We start from the raw sequence: 19,454 nt of genomic DNA, 5'->3' as shown, positions 1-19,454 counted from the left end.
CCAAGAACCCACACGGGAACTTGGGGCTTCACCATGTTCGGGGAAGGAGCCAGCGATGCCAGTCAAACCAGCCTCCCCGTGCTCCCACCCCGGCTGCCCCGAACTCACCCACGAACGTTTCTGCGAGCAGCACGCGAAGGCAGAAGACGCCCGGTATCGGAAGTATCAACGGGATCCGAAGATCAACCGCCGCTACGGCGCGCGCTGGCGCAAGATTCGCGCCGCCTACATCGCCGCCCACCCGCTCTGCGAAGACTGCCTAGAGGCCGGTCTCTACACGCCAGTACAAGAGGTTCACCACATTCTCCCGCTCGAACACTGCGGCACCCACAACTTCGACAACCTCCGAAGCCTGTGCAAGCCCTGCCACTCGCGCCAGACCGCGCTCGATGATGACCGGTGGAGGCAACAACCTCGTGTCTACGCCTACTGACGAGCCCACACGTTGCCCGCTGGCGCGACGATCATCTGGAACCTCAAAGATGCCTACCCGCCTGGCGTTTGCCGAACACGGGGCAACCTCGCGGCGCTGGTGAGGGGTTGGGGCCTTCGAATCTCTCATGCCTTGTCAGAGGTCAGCGGGCGGGGCCAACCGTGCGCAAAGTCCCCGAATCAAACAAGGTATTAACACTTCGGGCTTCGTCGGCAGTACCAGTGAGGGGTGAAATCCCGCTGAGTGTTGCTCGGTTTTCTTGCGCTTTGTCCGTCCGGATTTGGGTTTCCCAGGGACGTACAGGTGAGGGCAAAAAACTCGGAGCTTCTCATCCGGTGTTCTGGATCCCTCTCTGGCAGGTGTTCGCCTGTCTTGAGTTAACAAACTGGTTTCTAAAAAGGAGGAATCATGACAGATCAAATGGTGCTAAAAACACAGCAATGGCTCAATCGCACCTATAGGAGCAAGGCTGGATTCGGTTCAGTCGTAGAGGACGGATATACCGGCTGGGGCACGGTCAACGCTTTGATTCGGGCCCTGCAAATCGAGCTGGGTATTACGACAACGGCGAACAATTTCGGACCGGGAACTATCAGTCGCTTCCAGTCTCGGTGGCCTAACGGCATCCACCAGCAGGATGACGGTGCGCAGGAGACTTCTAATGTGTACGGCATTATCCAAGGTGCTTTGTGGTGTAAGGGATATTCTGCTGGTGCCAGCGATATCACTACGCATTTCTATAGCGGAACTGGAAAGGCCATCAAACAGCTTAAGAGCAACATGGGCATTGGTGGAGATTCCACTGTGACGCTCGACGTCATGAAAGCGCTGTTGTCAATGCAGCAATTCGTCCTGCTTCGCTCTTATGGGGGCATTTCAGCGATTCGGCAAGCACAGCAACAAATCAACCAACAGTATCGCGCTTATACCGGAATCATCCCAACCGATGGACTCTACGGTCGGGAAATGAACACTGCTCTGATTCAGGTCTTGCAAGCCATTGAAGGATTTAGCCCTGCGGAAGCCACAGGTAATTTCGGCAATGGCACCAAAGCGCGTCTAACAATAGTTACACCCAGCAATGCGGCAAGTTTACCGAAGTGGGCTTGGCTAGCTCAGGTTGCTCTAGTGTGTAACCGGATTTCTCCCGATATCTATCCTTCTGCACAAACCGCACTGTCAACGTTCGTTCCGCAATTCCAAGCAAAGTATCAGCTCCCACGAAGCGGGGTGGTCGACTCGACTACATGGATGAGCCTGTTGACCTCGAAAGGTGATCCGAATCGCGCCTGCAAAGCATGCGATACACGCTTCGAGATTACGGCTGAGCGACTCAACCTACTTAAGGCGAACGGCTATGAGATTGTGGGGCGTTACCTGACTGAGCCGAATCAGGATTCAAAAGATCCGTCTGACTATTTCAAAGCAATTCGCCCCGGAGAACTTGAACGCATCACCAACGGAGGAATGAAGTTCTTCCCGATTTTCCAGGAGTACTCAACCAAGCTTCGACATTTCACGCGGGAAAACGGCGCTCGGCACGCGACGCTCGCAAGGCAAGCAGCCCAAAGACTTGGCATTCCGGGAACGTATATCTATTTCGCAGTTGATTTCGACGCGACCGACCCCGAGGTCACAAGTCACATTCTTCCGTATTTCCAGGGTGTGCGTGGAAGCCTGGGAGGCGGATACAAAGTAGGCATCTACGCCTCGCGTAACATTTGTAGCCGCATCATTAAAGCCGGCTACGCTGGAAGCGCGTTCGTCTCGGACATGTCTACAGGATTTTCTGGCAACCTTGGCTTCCCTATTCCTGACGATTGGAACTATGACCAGTTCACTGAAATCAGTGACTACAAGGGTGCTGGTTTTGACCTAGACAGGGTCGCCTATTCAGGACAAGCAGCGGCAGTTGATCATGTTGCTCCTTCGAGTGCCGGTGGCGCTGCGCCCGACACCAGCATTGATTACACCAAGCTGGCTCCGATTGATCTGATCTGGCATTTAGAGAAACGCTTCGAAGAACTTCGTGCCAGTGGCAAGGTTGGAAAAGACTACGTTGCGGGTTCTCATGGTGCGGGAACGCGGATTGCCGTTCCGACTTGGCGTTGCATCCTCAACTATTTAGCAAAAGCCTACCTGCGTGACGGTGGTAGTGGATCTGCGGTGAATTGGTCCGTGTCTGCCGAAAGTTTCAGGAGTGCTGACGCGAGCGTACTCGAGAAGGACGCTGTAGGCAAGAAGATCATCGCTGCCTTGAATCGCTATATTGATAACACGTGGCGGCAATCCATGACCGACAAGACCGGAGAATCGGTTGATCTGGCGCATCTGGCGGCAACAACACTTGGATACACCAACTGGAATGTTATCCCTGATGCGTGGACTGGCTGGGCCGGAGACCTAGCTACTGCCATGGAGAATATTCAGAAAACACTTGAGTGGAATCCCAGTGCGAACCTGGATCAGGTGGCCACAGCTCTAATCGGTCAAGGTAACGATTACCGTCAGCATCCTGGCTTGAAGGGGCTAGTACTTGACAAGAAAAACGACAAGGGAAAATGGGAATCGGTAGGAAACAACTGTAACCGTGACGATCTCTGCTGTGACGGAGATGCCATCGTTATCGCTAACACGCTAGAAAACGGCAACGACTCCAACGCTCATCTTCTGTCAGCAACATTGCGAGAGTACTACAACAATTCCAGCAAACTTGCCAACAGATTCAAGCAGATTGGCTGGAGCTTGGGGGCGAATAATTCCACTGAGGCATATCAGAAAATAAGTGAATATGCCGACTTGGATAGCGCCGTTTTAGGATGGTTCCTGGCTGGATACGTCAAGGAAGAGATTCGTTTGACAGCTTGCCGAAAGCTAGCTGAATTCATCTACCGATAATTGATTTGGTCTTTTCCTTGGTGTGGCGCTTGGGTAAAAACGCTAAACCCAAGCGCTACACCACCAGCAACAAGAGCGCCGATGGCGGGAACGGAAAACTGGCTCAGCAGTTGAGAAAAAGAATCACTATGAACTAACGAGCCGACACCATCGAGTGAAAAGAGAAAAGCTGAGAGTCCGATAAAGGCTCCTGCTGAAAGTTGCAACGCGCGGGCAGATTGAATACCGATGAAATGCTTATTAAAAAGCAGAAGAAGAATCGTGAAACACACATACATGAGTGGCATCAATAAGAAGACCACAAAAAATCTCTGATCCTGATCCTTGCACCGTAGAAAGATGGCGGCGAAAAGCCACGCGCCGACAAAATATGCCAGAGCGGATACAAGAAACACAGATATTTTTTTGATGACCAGTCCCTTCAACTTTTCGCTACACATTTTGATACGGCAACGGCATCAGGAGTTGTATGCCCCAATAAGTTCTCATTCTACAAGAAGGGTTTCCCTGCATTGCTAAGGATAGCGCTGATCGGGCGGATGTTGCGTGAATGCAGGCACGAGGCCTGGTGCGTTGAACCCGACAGTCACGAAAAGGCGCACGGGAGCGCCTATACCAGAGGCTCCCGAGTATCTGTCTGTGGTGTACAGCGTGGTAAGAAGCTACTGGGGGGCGGCTTGGTTATGGGGTTGTTCTGGCGGCTTTCTGGTGAATGCACGGAGCTTTTTGATTGCCCATTCGTAGTGGCTTGATGTGGCTGACACGCAGTAGGAGCCGAGCGAGGTTGTGCCCGTCCACGGGAAATGCGCCTTGGTGAATAACTCCTCGTTGGTGAACTCGCCGATGAGAGCCACTACTGCGGTGTGGCTGTCAGCGAGGTTCTCGCGGATAGCCTCAAGCTCAGTGCCCTGATATTGAGTCCAAATCTCTTGGTTGAGCGTTGGCGTGGTTCGCCACGTGTGAGGAAACGGAAGAAACGGTCGAGGCTGACCCTGGCGGTTGGCGTCGACGAAGCCAAGCAACATGCGCTGCCACTCGTGCAGGTGGGCAAGGACGTCGCGCAGGTTTTTGTCCCGCGCCCAGTGGGCTTCTTTACCGATTTGAGTGATGCTGGGATCAAAATTCGTATGCTGATCGTCGGAACTCATGCCCTCAATGAGGCTGTCCAGTTTCGCATACTGCGCCTCGGCGGCATCCAATAGTTCAGTTTTCGTCTTCGGTCTCGGCACGCCACTAATTGTCTCACAGCAGGAAAGCAGATGAAAACCTATGGCGAAAGACGGAACGAACCGGGGTGGCCGCCGTGTGCGGGCAGGTGCGAAACCCGATCCGCTGAATGCGAAGCTCGCAGCTGGCCGCCCAGCCACGCGGCTTGATGATCCGCTGGGTGAGCCGTTTGACTTTGAAGGCTCAGATATCGGGGATGGTGCGGTGCTTGCTGGTGAGGTGATGCCGGAGCCTGCCGAGTATCTGTCGGAGATTCAGCGTGATGGTAAACCCCTCGGCGCTGACCTCGTCTACCGAGAAACATGGCAATGGCTCGATCAACGTGGCTGTTCCCAGTTCGTCGCACCGCGCTTGATCGAATCCTATGCGCAGGCGTTCGCGCGTTATGTGCAGTGTGAACAGGCGATCTCCAAGTTCGGCTTGCTCGGCAAACACCCAACCACAGGGGCTGCGATCGCATCCCCTTTCGTTGCTATGTCCCAGTCTTTCGGGAAGCAAGCGAACGTGTACTGGTACGAGATTTACGAGATAGTGCGCGCCACCTGCACCAGCGACTACTCAGGTTCGGCGCCGGGTGATGACGTGATGGAGCGCCTGCTGCAAGCCCGCTCCTAACACCCCTTTGATTCTCGTGTGCCTGCCCGAGATGGGTGGGCACTTTTCTATGTCCCGATTCTTTGGAAAGTGAGTGTGTATGTCTGTTACGAAGACTGCTGAGGCCGTGTGTATCGGCCATCCCGATAAGCTCTGTGATTTGATCGCTGACACGATCCTTGACGATATCCTCTACGAGGATCCTGCTGCCCGCGTTGCAGTAGAAGTGATGGCATCTGGCCGCAGGATCATTGTGACTGGCGAGATCACTTCGAAGGTTCGTCCGCGTATTCGTGAGTCGGTGCGTTACGCGCTGGTGAAGGCGGGTTATGTGCCGTGGAAGTTCCTCGTTTTCGTCTGGACACGCCGCCAATCCCCAGACATCAACGCAGGAGTTTCCAAGTCCTTGGAGGCTCGCTTCGGAGACACGAGTGAGTTTGCGTTGCAGGGCGCTGGCGATCAAGGCACCGTCTACGGATACGCCACCAACGAAACCCCGCAGCGTTTGCCATTGCCGCTCGTACTCTCGCATGAGATCTGTGGGCGTCTTGATGACGCCCGCAAGGACGGCACGATCAGCGGTATCAAGTCCGATGGTAAGGCGCAGGTGACGGTTCGCTACGACGCCGCCGGACAACCCGTAGCAGTCGAAACCGTGGTGGTGTCGATCCAACACGACGCTACGAAGACTCTGGACGAGCTTGCGGCTGAGGTCAAAACACTGATCGTCGCACCCGCGTGTAAGCCGTATCTGCCAATTAGCGCTGACACCGAGATTCTGGTGAATCCCTCGGGCTTGTTTACGGTGGGTGGTTCAAAGGCAGACACGGGGCTCACTGGTCGCAAGCTGATGGTCGACACTTACGGCGGTCTCGCCCCACATGGTGGTGGGGCGTTCTCGGGTAAGGACGCGTCCAAGGTTGACCGCTCGGGTGCGTATATGGCGCGTCTGATAGCCAAGACTATCGTCGACTCCGGTCTTGCGCAGGAATGCCAGGTCGCGATTTCCTATGCGATTGGGAAGGCTGATCCGGTCGCCTTCACCATCGACACGCTCGGCAGTGGTGAATACTCCGACAAGATCCTGACCGAGGCTGCGCGTGAGGTGTTTCCGCTACGCCCAGGAGCGATCATTGACGCTTTGGGGTTGCGAGCACCCGGCTACACCCGCTACTCGACCTACGGACACTTCGGCCATGCCGGTTTGCACTGGGAGAACTCGTTCGCTCACGTCGACGCATTAAAGAAGGCGGTGACCACACATGCTCATGAAACCAATGCCCATCAGTGAACTCAAGCCCGCTGACTACAATCCGCGTAAAGACCTCCAGCCTGGCGATGCCGAATACGAGAAGCTCAAGCGATCCTTGACCGAGTTCGGCTACGTCGAACCCGTCATCTGGAACTCCACCACTGGCAACATCGTCGGTGGACACCAGCGTTTGAAGGTGCTCGAAGATCTCGGCCACACGGACGTGGACGTGATCGTTGTTGAGCTCGATGAGACCCGCGAGAAAGCACTCAACATCGCGCTCAACAAGATCAGCGGCGAATGGGACAACGACAGACTTGCCCTCCTCATCGCCGACCTCGATGCTTCGGATTTCGATGCTGAACTCACCGGTTTCGACGACGCCGAAATCCAGCAGTTGATCGGCTCCTTGGATGAGAACGAGGTTGAGGACGACGACTTCGACCTTACCGCCGCACTCGAAGCATCCGCGTTCGTGGAGCGTGGGGATATCTGGACGCTTGGCCGTCACCGACTCGTGTGCGGCGACGCCACCAGCGTCGAGGACGTCGAGTTGTTGATGGATGGTAAACGTGCGAATCTTGTGTTGACTGATCCGCCATATAACGTCGCCTTCGAATCAGGATCCGGATTGTCCATCAAGAACGACAAGATGGATGGCGATAAGTTCTACGATTTCCTGCTATCAGCGTTTTCGAACATGGTGGGCGTGTGTGAGAAGGGCGCGTCCGCGTATGTGTTCCACGCTGACACTGAAGGCTTGAACTTCCGCCGCGCCTTCGTTGAGGCAGGCTTTTACCTGTCGGGCTGTTGTATTTGGGTTAAAGATTCCCTCGTATTGGGACGTTCCCCGTATCAGTGGCAGCACGAGCCGGTGCTATTCGGGTGGGTGAAGACGGGTAAGCACAAGTGGTACGCCGACCGGAAACAAACCACGATCTGGAACTTCGCCAAGCCCCGCCGTAATGCTGACCACCCGACCAGCAAGCCGCTGGATTTGTTGGCGTATCCGATCGGGAACTCCACGCAGGCCAACGCGATCGTGCTCGACACCTTCGCAGGCTCAGGCTCCACACTCATGGCAGCTGAGGCAACCGACCGCATCTGCTATTGCATGGAGCTTGATGAGAAATACGCGAGCGTTATTTTGCGCCGTTATGCCGAACATACAGGGGACGCTGCCGGGATTACTTGCCTGCGAGGCGGCAAGGAATACGCGTATTTGGATTTGGTGCGCGATGTTGAGGGGGGTGAACCGTGAGTGAGTTGACGTTGGGTTCCTTGTTTGATGGCTCGGGTGGTTTCCCTCTCGCAGGTATTCAGGCGGGTATTCGTCCTGTGTGGGCGAGTGAAATCGAGCCATTCCCGATTCTCGTTACGACCCGCCGTCTGCCGCAGCTCACTCATGTGGGTGATGTGACCACGGTCAACGGGGCTGATGTTGATGCGGTGGATGTGATCACGTTTGGTTCTCCCTGCCAAGACCTATCCGTTGCAGGTAAACAAGCAGGCCTGGCGGGTGAACGCTCGGGTCTGTTCTTTCATGCTGTACGAATTATTGACCAGATGAGGAAAGCAACCCATGGAATGTTTCCACGCTACGCGATCTGGGAGAATGTCCCTGGCGCGTTCTCCTCACACAAAGGATCCGATTTCGCCACCGTCCTTACCACGCTCACGCGCATCGTCGACCCGAGCACGCCTGATATGCCTGTCCCTGAGGGTGGATGGCCGTACGCGGGATGTGTCATGGGTGAGGGATTCTCACTGGCATGGCGTGTACTCGATGCGCAACATTTCGGCCTCGCCCAACGACGCCGCCGCATCTACCTTGTCGCAGATTTTGCAGGCCGATCCGCACCCGAGATTCTTTTTGAGCCCGCGAGCTTGCCAAGGAATCCTGAATCGTGCGGCACGCAAGAACAAGACCATGCCCACACCCCTGAAGCAAGCCTTGGAGGCCGTAGCAGCTCGGTGATGTTGTTGGATCATCATCCGCAGGACTCGAGGTTGACCGTTAACTCCTCGGGGGTGGTGCAGACGCTGACTGCCCGGATGGGCAACTCACCCACCAACGTCCCCATCCTCCTCGACGCCCCAGAAGAACGCAGGGTGTTTGGCCTGAATTCGATCCACCAGTCCCGCAGCGGTGGCGGCCACTACGGCTACGAAGCGGAAGTGTCGAAAACCCTCGACTTGAAAGGCGGGGAGCCGACCTGCAATCAGGGCGGCATGGTCATCTTGGAGCCCGTCTATGCCGCATCCAAGGCCGACTATTTCACCCGCGTCACCAAGGATCAGGCAGGTGCGCTGCTGGCCACGGATTACACCGATCCGCCCATGGTCGCCAGCTCGTCGCTGTGCCCCAGGCGGTTGACGCCGGTCGAGTGTGCCCGGTTGCAGGGGTTTCCTGACGATTGGTGTGACGGTCTTGCTATCGAGGATCCGACAAGCGAGGACATCGAGTATTGGACGGGCATTTGGGCTACCTGGAACTTGGCGCGCGGCGTGAAACCACGAACCGCACGCCAAGTCACTACTTGGTTGGAGAATCCAACCAGTGATAGTGCCCAGTACAAGTTGTGGGGTAACGCGATCGCTTTGCCCGTTGCTCGCCACGTCCTTGAAAGACTGAAGAATTTTGCTCGCGCAGGGACTGGATAAGCACTCGCACCTATGGCTGTATGTACATGACCAAACAAACCCCGACAAGGGGGAAACATGAGATGGAGGATGGTCATGAGTGATCTACATATCGAGATCAGCGAGATGCTGGAGGCAGGCATCAACATCTGGGACATTGAAGAAGCCCTCGACATTGCACGAAAGTGGAACTTCTCCCTGGTTGCCGGTGCGATCGAACACGACCCGCATGGCTATCTGCGACTGGTTGATTCTTGGTTTGAACAGGTGACCCGATGACCACGATCGAGTTTACCCCGAACAAGGCTGGGCGTAAGAAACTCGCCGAAGTCATCGCGGAACATCTTGGCGTGAAAGCCAGGTATGCTGGCATGCCCACCTTTGACTATCTGATTGGTGAGGCGCGGTTGGATCGGGACTGGGTGCTCCACCTCCCAGACAACGCAGACGGCGACGCGATAACCGACGCCGCGAGCGCGGCCGGGTTTGCGCCTGCGGGTGAGGTTTACGGACTCACGCTCACATTCCCCACGACCAGGTGGGACGAGGCCACAGGCGCGAAGCTCGACGCCCTGCTCGCCTCCAAGGGAGCACTCATCGCTAAGGCACTGGTTATTCCTGCTACGCCCATGGCGATCGATGAGGCGGAAGGGACCGTTGAGTTTGCCTGGTTTGACCAGCTCCCAGATGCGGAGGTGATTGAAGCGGTCAGCGTGCTGATTCAGCTCATGATCGAGCACGCGAAAACCGCCACGAGAGTCTCCGCGAAGCCTGCCAAGACAGGTGGAAATGACAAGTATGCGATGCGCTGCTGGTTGCTGCGCCTGGGCATGATCGGCGACAACTACAAGCACGTGCGCCGAGTCCTGCTAGCGAATCTGGAAGGCAACGCAGCATGGAAAACCCTGCCCAAATCCGACCACTGAGTTCCTTGCGGAGAACCGGCGAAAAGCGACTGGATAACCGCGCACACCTATGGCTGTATGTACATGATCGAACAAGAAATAAAGGAGCGAGGTCATGAATACCAGCAAGGTCACGATGGAGCAGCTGCAGATCGCGACCGACAGCTACGGCACGGTTATCGCCTACGGAGACTTCGTCCTCGCCTCGGCATACCGGCACCTGGGCAAAGGCCGGATCGGAAACGACGCCCGCGTCTACAAACTCGCCGAGCAGCCCATCCCTGGCTGGGGATCGGACGCCCGCAGTTTCATTGAATGCGAACTCGCCCTGGTTGCTGAGGCTGAGGAACTGTTCGAAGACGCCGGCCACGCCATCGCCTGGGCGCTTGCCCACACCAACTAACCAGCACAGGAAGGAGCCTGAAGGGCGTGATGCGCACTCTCGACACCTACACGCCGACCCGATTCATGGCCACAGGCTCACGCTACGACAAGCGTAAAGCCGACTTCGCGGTCGCGTTCATCCAAGCCTTAAAGCACACCAAAGGCCGCTGGTCAGGCAAGCCCTTCCAGCTCATCGACTGGCAAGAGCAAATCATCCGCGACCTGTTCGGCACTGTCAAAGAAGACGGCTACCGCCAATTCACCACCGCCTACGTCGAGATACCCAAAAAGATGGGCAAAAGTGAGCTCGCCGCCGCAATTGCGCTACTACTCACCTGCGGGGATGGTGAAGAACGCGCTGAAGTGTATGGGTGCGCGGCTGATCGCCAGCAAGCATCCATTGTGTTTGAGGTCGCAGCGGACATGATTCGCATGAGTCCAGCGCTGTCCAAACGCGTCAAGATTCTTGCCTCGCAGAAGCGGATCATCTACAAGCCCACCAACTCCTTCTACCAGGTGCTGAGCGCGGAGGCGTATTCGAAGCACGGGTTCAACATCTCCGGCGTTGTCTTCGACGAACTCCACACCCAACCCAACCGTGCCTTGTTCGACGTCATGACGAAAGGATCAGGCGACGCGCGCACCCAACCCCTGTACTTCCTCATCACGACAGCGGGTACCGACACGCATAGCATTTGTTATGAGCAACACCAAAAAGCCCAAGACATCCTAGATGGCAAAAAGCACGACCCCACGTTCTACCCGGTGATCTATGGGGCGGCGCAAGATGATGATTGGACCGACGAGGACGTGTGGCATAAGGCTAACCCGAGCTTAGGGATCACTGTCCCGATCGAGAAAGTCCGCCAAGCCTGCACGAGCGCGAAACAAAACCCAGCCGAAGAAAACACATTCCGCCAACTTCGCCTCAACCAATGGGTCAAACAAAGCGTGCGGTGGATGCCCATGCACATCTGGAACCAAAACTCAGCACCCGTCGACCTGTCAGATTTGGAAGGACGCGTGTGTTACGGCGGCCTCGACTTGGCTTCCACGACGGACATCACTGCTTTCGTTCTCGTATTCCCACCCTACGGGGACGATGACAAATATACGGTCGCGCCATGGTTTTGGATACCCGAAGACAACCTCAAACTAAGGGTTGCCCGTGATCACGTGCCCTACGACCTGTGGCAACAGCAAGGCTTCCTACAAACCACTGAGGGCAACGTCGTCCACTACGGCGCAATTGAAGCCTTCATCGAGCAACTCGGTGAACGCTTCGATATCCGCGAGATCGCATTCGACCGGTGGGGCGCAGTCCAAATGAGCCAAAACCTTGACGAAGCAGGTTTCACGGTTGTTCCGTTTGGGCAAGGCTTCAAAGACATGAGCCCACCATCCAAAGAACTCATGAAACTCGCTTTAGAGGGAAAACTGGCACATGGCGGGCATCCAGTGCTTTCGTGGATGGTAGACAACATTCACGTCCGCACCGACCCAGCAGGAAACATCAAACCCGACAAACAAAAGAGCACCGAGAAGATCGACGGCGTCGTCGCAACAATCATGGCCCTCGACCGCGCCATCCGAAACGGCACCGGGCACGTCAGCGGCAGTGTTTATGACGAACGCGGCCTACTCGTGCTGTGAGCACGCTCATGGATGAACGCGCCGATGCCTGCGCCGATCAGTCCCAAGATCGAGTAGGCGACGCCGTAGATGAGGGCTGAATCGTTGTAGTACACGAACAGTGTGGTCAAGAACCCTGCGAACGGGGCCAGTAGCCACCACCAGCCGAACCCGTGGCGTGCCCCATCGATAACGCTCAAAACGATGGTGAGTAGTGGAAACGCGAGGAAGAGCAACGCGATGAACCACTTGGCGTTGGGATCGCTCAGCCTGCTGATCCACATGGAAATGAGCGGCAACAACCAAAATGCCGCTAGCAGGACACTCATCAGTGCCCACGACTGTTTTGAGGGCGCTTTCATATTCCAATTCTACATGTGAAAGGACACCGCATGAGTTTTCTGAATTGGCTGCGTGGCGACACCACCCGCTCCGCTGACGATCACGCGATCAGCTCTGGCTACAGCTTTTTCTTCGGGGCAACGAGCTCTGGCCGTCCGGTGACAGAACGCAGCGCGATGCAAATGACCGCCGTCTACTCATGCGTGCGGATTTTGGCTGAAGCTATCGCGGGTCTGCCGTTGCATGTTTACCAGCAGAGCAGTGATGGGGCGAAGGTGAAGGCGCTCGACCATCCCTTATACCGGCTGTTGCATGATGAGCCGAACCCTGAAATGACATCCTTTGTCTTTAGGGAAACTCTGATGACGCATTTGCTTCTTTGGGGTAATGCGTTCGCCCAAGTGCTGCGCAACGGTAAAGATGAAGTGATTGGTTTGTATCCGTTGATGCCGAACCGGATGATGGTGGGGCGCGACGAGGCTGGGCGACTCTATTACGAGTATCAGCGCACCTGGGACGAACCAGCTGGACGCTTCGACACGGTGCGACTCTCGGCGCGCGAGGTGCTGCACATTCCAGGGTTGGGCTTTGACGGGCTGGTTGGTTATAGCCCGATTGCGATGGCAAAGAATGCCATCGGCCTCGCCCAAGCAACAGAAGACTACGGCGCATCGTTTTTTGCTAACGGTGCTGCACCTGGTGGTGTGTTGGAGCATCCGGGAACGATCAAAGACCCCGCGCGCGTTAGGGAGTCCTGGCAGTCCACGTTCGGCGGAGCCCGCAACGGGAACAAGATCGCTGTGCTCGAGGAAGGCATGAAATACACGCCCATCTCCGTCAGCCCAGAACAAGCTCAATTCCTTGAAACGAGGAAGTTTCAGATCAACGAAATTGCTCGAATCTTCCGCATACCCCCGCACATGATCGGCGACCTCGAAAAATCCTCGTTTTCCAATATTGAGCAGCAGTCGTTGGAGTTTGTGAAGTACACGTTGGACCCGTGGGTGATCCGGTGGGAACAGGCCATCACCAAAACACTCCTCAGCTCGCGTGAAAAACCTGGCGTGTATGTGAAGTTCAACCTCGAAGGCTTGCTACGTGGGGATTACGAATCCCGAATGAATGGTTATGCGGTGGCAAGGCAAAACGGCTGGATGAGCGCCAACGATATCCGCGAACTAGAAAACCTCGATCGCATCAGTCCCGAGGCTGGCGGCGACCTCTACCTCGTCAACGGGAACATGCTCCCGCTCAGTCTCGCAGGTGCATACGCGCAGACAACCGGGTCTGAATCGGAGCCTGAACCGGCTGAGGAACCTATGAGTGAATCTTCTGTAAGGAGGAGGATATGAGACGTTTTTGGAACTGGCTCACACCAGAGCCATCAACTGACCCGGACGCAGATGCAGTCCGGGTTTTGCGCATTAGCGGCACGATCGCTGAAGAATCCTGGTTCGATGACGACATCACACCCAGCATCTTCGCCAGCGAGTTGAACGCTGGGTCGGGGCCGGTGACGATCTGGCTCAACAGCCCGGGTGGTGATGTGGTGGCTGCGGCGCAGATCTACAACATGCTCATCGACTACCCAGGCGAGGTGACCGTCAATATCGACGGTATCGCCGCATCGGCCGCGTCTGTGATCGCGATGGCCGCCACGAAGGTTGCCATGAGCCCGGTGTCGATGTTGATGATTCATAACCCGGCCACCATGGCGGTTGGCGATAAGGACGAACTCGCACGTGCGATGAGCATGCTTGATTCGGTCAAAGAATCGATTCTGAATGCATATCAGGAGAAGACGAACCTGAGTCGGGCGAAGCTGTCCAAGCTCATGGACGCTGAGACGTGGATGGATGCGCGGGCTGCGATCGACATGGGTTTCGCCGACGAACTCCTCACCAACCAACGCGACCCAATGTTTGCGATTGAGCCGGACAACGAGCCGGATGACGATGAGGACGAGGCCGAGTCACCAGACGAACCCGACGAAGACGACGAGGATGAAGATCCGAAGCGCCTGCCGTTTCCACCCAAGAACGCGGGACAAGGCACGGTGTTTTCCCGCCGCGCCTCCGAACAAAAGCTCGTCGCACACCTGACCGCCACATCACCGCCACCTCCGTCGAAGCGAGTGCGTCCACCACTCCCAACCATTCAACCCGCCGTGCCTGTTGGTCGGCGGGTTCTCGATTTGTACGCCGAACTAGCGAACCAACCCCACTGAAAGGACCAACACCCATGACAACCCCTATGACTGTTTCTGACCTTCGCACCAAGCGCGCAGATGCTTGGGAGAAGGCGAAGGCATTCCTTGACGAGCGCCGCGACACCACAACCGGTTGCCTGTCTGCTGAAGATGATCAGGCTTACGCGAAGATGGAAGCCGAAATCGATCGTCTCACCAACGAGATTGCCCGTTCTGAACGTGCCCTGCGCCGCGACGCCGACCTCGCTAAGGCAACCAACACACCGCTCACCTCCATGCCCGGCATCAACCCCGACAATGACGAGGTCAAGCACACAACCCCACGCGCTACATCCTCCTATAAGCGAGCCTTCTGGGATGCCATGCGGCTCAACGCTTCTCCGATGGAGGTGCGCAACGCCCTTAGCGAGGGTGTTGATACTGAAGGCGGCTATCTGGTGCCCGACGAGTTCGAACGCACGCTGATCTCCTCACTTGAAGATCAGAACATCATGCGCGGCCTGGCCAAGGTCATTCAAACCACCAGCGGGGATCGGAAGATCCCAGTCGTCTCCACGCATGGCACTGCCGGGTGGCTCGATGAAGGCAAGCCGTACACCGAATCCGATGAAACCTTCACGCAGGTCACTTTGTCGGCGTTTAAGCTCGGCACCTTCCTCAAAATCAGCGAAGAGCTACTCAATGACAGCGCGTTTAATGTCGAGCAGTACCTAGCAGCTGAGTTTGCTCGCCGTATCGGCGCGGCTGAAGAAGAAGCCTTCCTCACCGGAGACGGCAAGGGCAAACCCACCGGCATCTTCACTGCATCTGGCGGTGGCGAGAAGGCGGTGACCACGGGCAAGGCCACCGACATTACCGCTGATGAGCTCATCGACCTGCACTACGCCCTGCGCGGCCCGTATCGGAAGAACGCGGTGTGGCTGATGAACGATTCCACTGTGAAAACCATCCGTAAGCTCAAGGATGGTAACGGCCAGTACTTGTGGCAACCTGCCCTGACCGCAGGAACGCCGGATCTGGTTCTTGGCCGCCCGGTCCACACGTCGACGTTTGTGCCGGAGATCAAGGCTGGTGCGTCGACGGTTGCTTTCGGTGACTTGTCGTATTACTGGATCGCCGACCGACAGGGCCGCTCCTTTAAGCGGCTCAACGAACTGTTCGCCACCACCGGACAGGTCGGATTCCTCGCATCCCAGCGACTGGACGGCAAGCTCGTCCTACCCGAAGCAGTCAAGCTGCTCACCCAAAAGGCATCCGCATAACCAGCGGTTCTACACACTGAGAGGAGGTGGCCGCAATGACCACGACTGAGCTTATCGATCAGGTGAAGGCGAATCTGCTCATCACCTTTGACGATGACGATCAATTGATCGGCGCGCTGATCAACGCGGCCACCTCCTACGCCTGCTCCTACCAACACCTTGATGAGGGCTACTACGAGACACACGACATGTCTGGGGCAACCAGGCAGGGCGTTGTCATGCTCGCCTCCCATTTTTATGAGTCGCGTGATGGTTCCACGGCAGGGTTCTGGGCAGATAAGCCAGATGCGGCTCGGGCGGTATGGAACGCGGTGAACAATCTGCTGCGCCTGGACCGGGATTGGAAGGTGTAGACCAATGGCTTCTTTGGGATCCATGCGCACCACCATCGACCTCATCCAGCCGACGGTTGTTCGGGATAAGGCGGGGTTCACCACCACGCGCGATGAAGTGAAGGCGACGGTGCGGGCGCAGATCGAGGTGCGGCACGCATCGAGCGCGTGGGTGAACCGGGCAGCGTACTCAAAGGCCGACGTCCTCTTCCGCATCAGATCTTTTCCCGGACTGTCCGTGACCACTGATATGGAGATCAGTGGCCCGGATGGGCGGTATGTGATTGACGCAGTTGGGGTGATCGGCAGGTATGTTGAGATTCTTGCCCACCAGACCACGCCCGAAGGAGACGCCCATGGCTAGAGTTCAGATTCGTCTGCCGAACGCGTTTATTGATTCTCTTGATGCTGCCAGCCGTGTGCTAGAAACATCGGCGGATGAGGTGCTTGAGGCGGGAGCCGCGGTGGTTGAGCCGCGTATGCGAGCCAACCTCACGGGCGTGATCGGACGTGCCACCAATCAGCCCTCGCGGTCAACAGGGCAACTACTCAGCGCGCTTGGTACGACCTCGGTGAAAGTCAATAGCCGAGGCGATCACAACATTAAGGTCGGCTTCGCTGAGAACCGCCGCGACGGCAGAGCGAATGCGTTGATCGCCAACGTCCTCGAACATGGCCGGTCCAACCAGCCCGCACGCCCGTTCCTTGCACCCACACGGTCGCAAACACGGCGTGGTGCAATCGAGGCCATGAAGGCGGCGCTGACGGCGCGGATTGAGCAGGTGGGGCCATGACACCGCTACTCGAACAACTCATGGAGATTGCTGACAAGCTCGGATTGCCGTTCGAGGTCGGTCTCTACACGGCTACGCCTGCGCCGCAGACGTATCTGGTGGCAACCCCGCTGACGGACGTGTTGGACGTGTTCGCCGATAACCAACCCAGCGTTGAGGTTGAGGAAGTCCGCCTCGCACTCTTCACTCGCGGAAACTATCTCGACCTGCGTAGCCGCATTACCCGCGCCCTGCTCGACACTGGACTGACGATCACTGCCCGTACCTATGTCGGCTTCGAAGCGGATACCGGATTTCATCATTACGCGATAGATGTCGCAACCCACCACACCTACACATGAAGGAGCATTACTCATGGCGACTATTGGTTTAGACAAGCTCTACTACGCCACCATCACTGAAAACCCCGACACGGGTGAGGAAACCTACGCCAAACCCAAACCCCTCGCCAAAGCCATCTCCGCAGAACTCAGTGTTGAGGTCGCTGAAGCGATTCTGTATGCCGATGACGGGCCGAGTGAGATCGTCAAGGAATTCAAATCCGGCACCCTGACTTTGGGTATCGACGACCTGGGTGGTGAAGCAGCCGCAGCCTTGACGGGTGCGACCGTGGATTCCAACGGGGTGCTCATTTCAGCTTCCGAGGACGGCGGGGCTCCGGTGGCGATCGGTTTCCGAGCCGCACGCTCTACGGGGAAGTATCAGTATTTCTGGCTGTACCGGGTCAAGTTCGCCCTGCCCACCGAAACCCTGGCAACTAAAGCCGACTCCATCACGTTCTCCACCCCTTCAATTGAGGGCACGATTTTGCGGCGTAACAAACCCGATAGTAAGGGGCGGCATCCGTGGAAGGCCGAAGTCACCGAAGGCACAACCGGCGTCAAGCCCGAGACGATCACGAACTGGTATGCACAGGTTTACGAACCCGCCAGCACCACATCTGAAGCCTAAGGAGCATGAGCCATGACAACCAAGAAGAAAACTGAATCAGTTGTTGACCCAGGGCGCTCCGCCACTGTCAGCATCGGCGGTACCGACTGCGAGCTTGTCTTGACGACGAAAGCCACGCGTCTGATCGCCGAGCGATACGGCGGGCTCGAACATCTGGGCAACGCCCTCGAAACTTCCGACGATCTGGGCAAAACATTGGGTGAGGTGATTTGGCTAATCACGCTGCTGGTCAACCAGTCCATCCAGATCCACAACCTGCGCCACCCAGACGACAAGCGCCCAGAGCTGAGCGAGGACGAGGTTGAACTACTCACCGTTCCCGCTGATCTGGCGGACTATCGCGGCGCGATCGCCGAAGCCCTCCAGCGCGGAACACGACGAGACATCCTTACCGAGCCAGCCCCAAAAGCACCACCGACGGACGAATAGTCGAGACCGATCAGGCTGTGTTCACGCGGCTGACCTACATTGGAATGGCCCACCTTCACCTATCACGCGTGGAAGTGGGTCTGACTGTCTTCGGAGAACTCCTCGACCTCGTGGACTGCTGGCGCATCGAAACCGGACGAGCTGAGCCGCTGCGTCAATGGTTCATCGACGACGTCATCCCGCCAGGGATTTAGTAATTTCGATGAGTCATGGGTGATTCGTTCACGAGACGATGGAATTCCTTACGTGCTGCATCTTCGATTTCGTCCCAAGTAAACAAATCCTTGAGGTACGTGCAGCGAGAAGTATTCGTCTCCATCTCAAGCATGGTTTTCAATACTTCCTTGTCGTTTTTTAGGAGTCCCAACGCTTCGAGGATCCATAGGCGAAGCTCAGGTCGACGAGTGAACGAATGGCTTTCCCAAACCTTTCGAGCCAAGAGTTCCTTATAGCTTCGCTTTACTTTGTTTCTCCTTGCAGTTTCAAAATCAAAGTATTCCTTCGATAGAAAAACTGACGTAGCGTGAGTCCGGATCGAGAACCACCAGCGGTTGTCGTCTTGTTGAGGGAAACACGTCTCGAAAGCATCAGCAAGCGGCGTAGGTCCATTTAGCTCAGCAAGCACAGCTCCGAAATCTTCTGCACTCATTCCCATAGGTTTCCCCTTCGTTTAGCAATTTGATCCCTTTTCATTATCCCTTCGAGGAGGTGACTTTGCCATGGCCGACTCCAGTTTTGGTTTGAAGATTGGGCTTGAGGGCGAGCGGGAGTTTAAGCGCGCGATTACGGATATTAACCGTGAGATGCGTGTGCTTGGCAGTGAGATGAAGCTCGTGGCGTCCTCGTTTGATAAGAACGACAAGTCTGCCGAAGCCTTCACGGCCCGTAACCAAGTGCTGGGCAAAGAGATTGAGGTGCAGAAAGCCAAGATCGAGACCCTACGCGCCGCACTCGAAAACTCCGCTACGAGCTTTGGTGAGAACGATAGTCGGACGAAGAACTGGCAGATCCAGCTCAACAACGCAGGCGCGGAGCTCAACCGGCTCGAAGGCGAACTCAAAGCCAACAACGACGCCCTCTCTGATTTCGGGAACGAGGCAGACGGTGCGGGCGACGATGCTAAAGACGCCGCCAAGGACGCAGGACGTCTTGAGGGCGCGGTGGATG

The 19,454-nt window shown here is 56.4% G+C and carries 24 protein-coding genes and 1 pseudogene; 21 read left to right on the top strand and 4 right to left on the bottom strand.

Going from position 1 to position 19,454, the window contains the following annotated elements:
- Positions 1-55 precede the first annotated feature (55 nt).
- Together HMPREF2975_RS07775 and HMPREF2975_RS07770 are read left to right on the top strand one after the other, a co-directional pair.
- Positions 56-433: an HNH endonuclease gene (locus HMPREF2975_RS07775; RefSeq protein WP_070726933.1), complete on the top strand. Its 378-nt coding sequence runs from the start codon at positions 56-58 to the stop codon at positions 431-433.
- Positions 434-841: 408 nt separating this feature from the next.
- On the top strand, positions 842-3,331 hold the full coding sequence (locus HMPREF2975_RS07770; protein ID WP_070726932.1) for a glycoside hydrolase domain-containing protein: 2,490 nt from the start codon (positions 842-844) through the stop codon (positions 3,329-3,331).
- Here the strand turns inward: HMPREF2975_RS07770 and HMPREF2975_RS07765 are convergent.
- Positions 3,322-3,756: a hypothetical protein gene (locus HMPREF2975_RS07765; RefSeq protein ID WP_227469326.1), complete on the bottom strand. Its 435-nt coding sequence runs from the start codon at positions 3,754-3,756 to the stop codon at positions 3,322-3,324. The two genes, HMPREF2975_RS07770 and HMPREF2975_RS07765, sit on opposite strands and share 10 nt — an antisense overlap.
- A gap of 237 nt (positions 3,757-3,993) precedes the next feature.
- Positions 3,994-4,560: a ClbS/DfsB family four-helix bundle protein gene (locus HMPREF2975_RS07760; RefSeq protein ID WP_004007622.1), complete on the bottom strand. Its 567-nt coding sequence runs from the start codon at positions 4,558-4,560 to the stop codon at positions 3,994-3,996.
- Positions 4,561-4,600: 40 nt separating this feature from the next.
- Here HMPREF2975_RS07760 and HMPREF2975_RS07755 point away from each other — a divergent pair, with 40 nt between their 5' ends.
- From HMPREF2975_RS07755 to HMPREF2975_RS07720, 8 genes are all read left to right on the top strand, one after another.
- Positions 4,601-5,173, top strand: a complete 573-nt coding sequence (locus tag HMPREF2975_RS07755; protein ID WP_004007621.1) for a P27 family phage terminase small subunit — start codon at positions 4,601-4,603, stop codon at positions 5,171-5,173.
- Positions 5,174-5,252: 79 nt separating this feature from the next.
- On the top strand, positions 5,253-6,443 hold the full coding sequence (metK, locus tag HMPREF2975_RS07750) for a methionine adenosyltransferase (RefSeq protein WP_004007620.1): 1,191 nt from the start codon (positions 5,253-5,255) through the stop codon (positions 6,441-6,443).
- Complete coding sequence (locus HMPREF2975_RS07745; protein WP_004007619.1) at positions 6,415-7,665, top strand: site-specific DNA-methyltransferase; 1,251 nt, start codon at positions 6,415-6,417, stop codon at positions 7,663-7,665. Before metK ends, HMPREF2975_RS07745 begins: the two co-directional genes overlap by 29 nt.
- The gene (locus tag HMPREF2975_RS07740) at positions 7,662-9,068 is read left to right on the top strand and encodes a DNA cytosine methyltransferase (RefSeq protein WP_004007618.1); all 1,407 of its coding nucleotides are present in this window, start codon (positions 7,662-7,664) and stop codon (positions 9,066-9,068) included. The genes HMPREF2975_RS07745 and HMPREF2975_RS07740 overlap by 4 nt, the downstream gene beginning before the upstream one ends.
- 75 nt (positions 9,069-9,143) lie before the next feature.
- A complete protein-coding gene (locus tag HMPREF2975_RS07735; RefSeq protein ID WP_227469325.1) occupies positions 9,144-9,326 on the top strand; it encodes a cell division protein in 183 nt (60 codons plus the stop codon).
- Positions 9,323-9,973 carry a hypothetical protein gene (locus HMPREF2975_RS07730; protein WP_004007616.1) on the top strand — a complete coding sequence of 217 codons (651 nt, stop codon included), beginning with the start codon at positions 9,323-9,325 and terminating at the stop codon, positions 9,971-9,973. Before HMPREF2975_RS07735 ends, HMPREF2975_RS07730 begins: the two co-directional genes overlap by 4 nt.
- A gap of 94 nt (positions 9,974-10,067) precedes the next feature.
- Positions 10,068-10,355: an Nmad4 family putative nucleotide modification protein gene (locus HMPREF2975_RS07725; RefSeq protein WP_004007615.1), complete on the top strand. Its 288-nt coding sequence runs from the start codon at positions 10,068-10,070 to the stop codon at positions 10,353-10,355.
- A gap of 29 nt (positions 10,356-10,384) precedes the next feature.
- The gene (locus tag HMPREF2975_RS07720) at positions 10,385-11,989 is read left to right on the top strand and encodes a terminase large subunit (protein WP_004007614.1); all 1,605 of its coding nucleotides are present in this window, start codon (positions 10,385-10,387) and stop codon (positions 11,987-11,989) included.
- Here the strand turns inward: HMPREF2975_RS07720 and HMPREF2975_RS07715 are convergent.
- Positions 11,959-12,330 carry a DUF2651 family protein gene (locus HMPREF2975_RS07715; RefSeq protein WP_004007613.1) on the bottom strand — a complete coding sequence of 124 codons (372 nt, stop codon included), beginning with the start codon at positions 12,328-12,330 and terminating at the stop codon, positions 11,959-11,961. The genes HMPREF2975_RS07720 and HMPREF2975_RS07715 overlap by 31 nt on opposite strands.
- A 30-nt stretch (positions 12,331-12,360) precedes the next feature.
- On the opposite strand from HMPREF2975_RS07715, the gene HMPREF2975_RS07710 reads away from it, so the two are divergent.
- From HMPREF2975_RS07710 to HMPREF2975_RS12580, 10 genes are read left to right on the top strand one after another with little or no spacing between them, the layout of a single operon-like run.
- Positions 12,361-13,662 (top strand): phage portal protein, encoded by a 1,302-nt coding sequence (locus HMPREF2975_RS07710; RefSeq protein ID WP_004007612.1) that lies wholly within the window; start codon positions 12,361-12,363, stop codon positions 13,660-13,662.
- On the top strand, positions 13,659-14,537 hold the full coding sequence (locus tag HMPREF2975_RS07705; protein ID WP_004012032.1) for a head maturation protease, ClpP-related: 879 nt from the start codon (positions 13,659-13,661) through the stop codon (positions 14,535-14,537). Before HMPREF2975_RS07710 ends, HMPREF2975_RS07705 begins: the two co-directional genes overlap by 4 nt.
- A 14-nt stretch (positions 14,538-14,551) precedes the next feature.
- Complete coding sequence (locus HMPREF2975_RS07700; protein WP_004012031.1) at positions 14,552-15,781, top strand: phage major capsid protein; 1,230 nt, start codon at positions 14,552-14,554, stop codon at positions 15,779-15,781.
- Between the two features lie 35 nt (positions 15,782-15,816).
- Positions 15,817-16,134, top strand: a complete 318-nt coding sequence (locus tag HMPREF2975_RS07695) for a head-tail connector protein (RefSeq protein ID WP_004012030.1) — start codon at positions 15,817-15,819, stop codon at positions 16,132-16,134.
- 4 nt (positions 16,135-16,138) lie between these two features.
- The gene (locus HMPREF2975_RS07690; RefSeq protein WP_004012029.1) at positions 16,139-16,477 is read left to right on the top strand and encodes a phage head completion protein; all 339 of its coding nucleotides are present in this window, start codon (positions 16,139-16,141) and stop codon (positions 16,475-16,477) included.
- Complete coding sequence (locus HMPREF2975_RS07685) at positions 16,470-16,907, top strand: HK97-gp10 family putative phage morphogenesis protein (protein WP_004012028.1); 438 nt, start codon at positions 16,470-16,472, stop codon at positions 16,905-16,907. The genes HMPREF2975_RS07690 and HMPREF2975_RS07685 overlap by 8 nt, the downstream gene beginning before the upstream one ends.
- Positions 16,904-17,248, top strand: a complete 345-nt coding sequence (locus tag HMPREF2975_RS07680) for a hypothetical protein (RefSeq protein WP_004012027.1) — start codon at positions 16,904-16,906, stop codon at positions 17,246-17,248. Before HMPREF2975_RS07685 ends, HMPREF2975_RS07680 begins: the two co-directional genes overlap by 4 nt.
- Before the next feature lie 13 nt (positions 17,249-17,261).
- The gene (locus tag HMPREF2975_RS07675) at positions 17,262-17,858 is read left to right on the top strand and encodes a major tail protein (protein WP_004012026.1); all 597 of its coding nucleotides are present in this window, start codon (positions 17,262-17,264) and stop codon (positions 17,856-17,858) included.
- A gap of 12 nt (positions 17,859-17,870) precedes the next feature.
- Positions 17,871-18,287: a hypothetical protein gene (locus HMPREF2975_RS07670; RefSeq protein ID WP_004008481.1), complete on the top strand. Its 417-nt coding sequence runs from the start codon at positions 17,871-17,873 to the stop codon at positions 18,285-18,287.
- A 17-nt stretch (positions 18,288-18,304) separates the two neighbouring features.
- Positions 18,305-18,481 carry a hypothetical protein gene (locus HMPREF2975_RS12580; protein WP_155812116.1) on the top strand — a complete coding sequence of 59 codons (177 nt, stop codon included), beginning with the start codon at positions 18,305-18,307 and terminating at the stop codon, positions 18,479-18,481.
- On the opposite strand, the gene HMPREF2975_RS07665 is transcribed toward HMPREF2975_RS12580, so the two are convergent.
- A complete protein-coding gene (locus HMPREF2975_RS07665) occupies positions 18,478-18,942 on the bottom strand; it encodes a hypothetical protein (RefSeq protein WP_004008483.1) in 465 nt (154 codons plus the stop codon). The genes HMPREF2975_RS12580 and HMPREF2975_RS07665 overlap by 4 nt on opposite strands.
- A 64-nt stretch (positions 18,943-19,006) precedes the next feature.
- Between HMPREF2975_RS07665 and HMPREF2975_RS07660 the strand changes: the two are divergent.
- Positions 19,007-19,454 (top strand): annotated as a pseudogene (locus tag HMPREF2975_RS07660) (phage tail protein); the annotation flags it as partial.

The sequence above is a fragment of the Actinomyces sp. HMSC065F12 genome, from assembly GCF_001814535.1.
Taxonomy (GTDB): domain Bacteria; phylum Actinomycetota; class Actinomycetes; order Actinomycetales; family Actinomycetaceae; genus Pauljensenia; species Pauljensenia radingae_A.
This window is presented reverse-complemented; position numbering and strand designations above follow the sequence as displayed.

Coding starts and splice junctions, on each gene's coding strand:
- HMPREF2975_RS07730 (WP_004007616.1), top strand. CDS start 9,323: ATGACCACGATCGAGTTTACCCCGAACAAGGCTGGGCGTAAGAAACTC.
- HMPREF2975_RS07675 (WP_004012026.1), top strand. CDS start 17,262: ATGGCGACTATTGGTTTAGACAAGCTCTACTACGCCACCATCACTGAA.
- HMPREF2975_RS07710 (WP_004007612.1), top strand. CDS start 12,361: ATGAGTTTTCTGAATTGGCTGCGTGGCGACACCACCCGCTCCGCTGAC.
- HMPREF2975_RS07775 (WP_070726933.1), top strand. CDS start 56: ATGCCAGTCAAACCAGCCTCCCCGTGCTCCCACCCCGGCTGCCCCGAA.
- HMPREF2975_RS07685 (WP_004012028.1), top strand. CDS start 16,470: ATGGCTAGAGTTCAGATTCGTCTGCCGAACGCGTTTATTGATTCTCTT.
- HMPREF2975_RS07670 (WP_004008481.1), top strand. CDS start 17,871: ATGACAACCAAGAAGAAAACTGAATCAGTTGTTGACCCAGGGCGCTCC.
- metK (WP_004007620.1), top strand. CDS start 5,253: ATGTCTGTTACGAAGACTGCTGAGGCCGTGTGTATCGGCCATCCCGAT.
- HMPREF2975_RS07700 (WP_004012031.1), top strand. CDS start 14,552: ATGACAACCCCTATGACTGTTTCTGACCTTCGCACCAAGCGCGCAGAT.
- HMPREF2975_RS07770 (WP_070726932.1), top strand. CDS start 842: ATGACAGATCAAATGGTGCTAAAAACACAGCAATGGCTCAATCGCACC.
- HMPREF2975_RS07725 (WP_004007615.1), top strand. CDS start 10,068: ATGAATACCAGCAAGGTCACGATGGAGCAGCTGCAGATCGCGACCGAC.
- HMPREF2975_RS07745 (WP_004007619.1), top strand. CDS start 6,415: ATGCTCATGAAACCAATGCCCATCAGTGAACTCAAGCCCGCTGACTAC.
- HMPREF2975_RS07705 (WP_004012032.1), top strand. CDS start 13,659: ATGAGACGTTTTTGGAACTGGCTCACACCAGAGCCATCAACTGACCCG.
- HMPREF2975_RS07665 (WP_004008483.1), bottom strand. CDS start 18,942: ATGGGAATGAGTGCAGAAGATTTCGGAGCTGTGCTTGCTGAGCTAAAT.
- HMPREF2975_RS07735 (WP_227469325.1), top strand. CDS start 9,144: ATGAGTGATCTACATATCGAGATCAGCGAGATGCTGGAGGCAGGCATC.
- HMPREF2975_RS07680 (WP_004012027.1), top strand. CDS start 16,904: ATGACACCGCTACTCGAACAACTCATGGAGATTGCTGACAAGCTCGGA.
- HMPREF2975_RS07755 (WP_004007621.1), top strand. CDS start 4,601: ATGGCGAAAGACGGAACGAACCGGGGTGGCCGCCGTGTGCGGGCAGGT.
- HMPREF2975_RS07695 (WP_004012030.1), top strand. CDS start 15,817: ATGACCACGACTGAGCTTATCGATCAGGTGAAGGCGAATCTGCTCATC.
- HMPREF2975_RS07715 (WP_004007613.1), bottom strand. CDS start 12,330: ATGAAAGCGCCCTCAAAACAGTCGTGGGCACTGATGAGTGTCCTGCTA.
- HMPREF2975_RS07690 (WP_004012029.1), top strand. CDS start 16,139: ATGGCTTCTTTGGGATCCATGCGCACCACCATCGACCTCATCCAGCCG.
- HMPREF2975_RS07720 (WP_004007614.1), top strand. CDS start 10,385: ATGCGCACTCTCGACACCTACACGCCGACCCGATTCATGGCCACAGGC.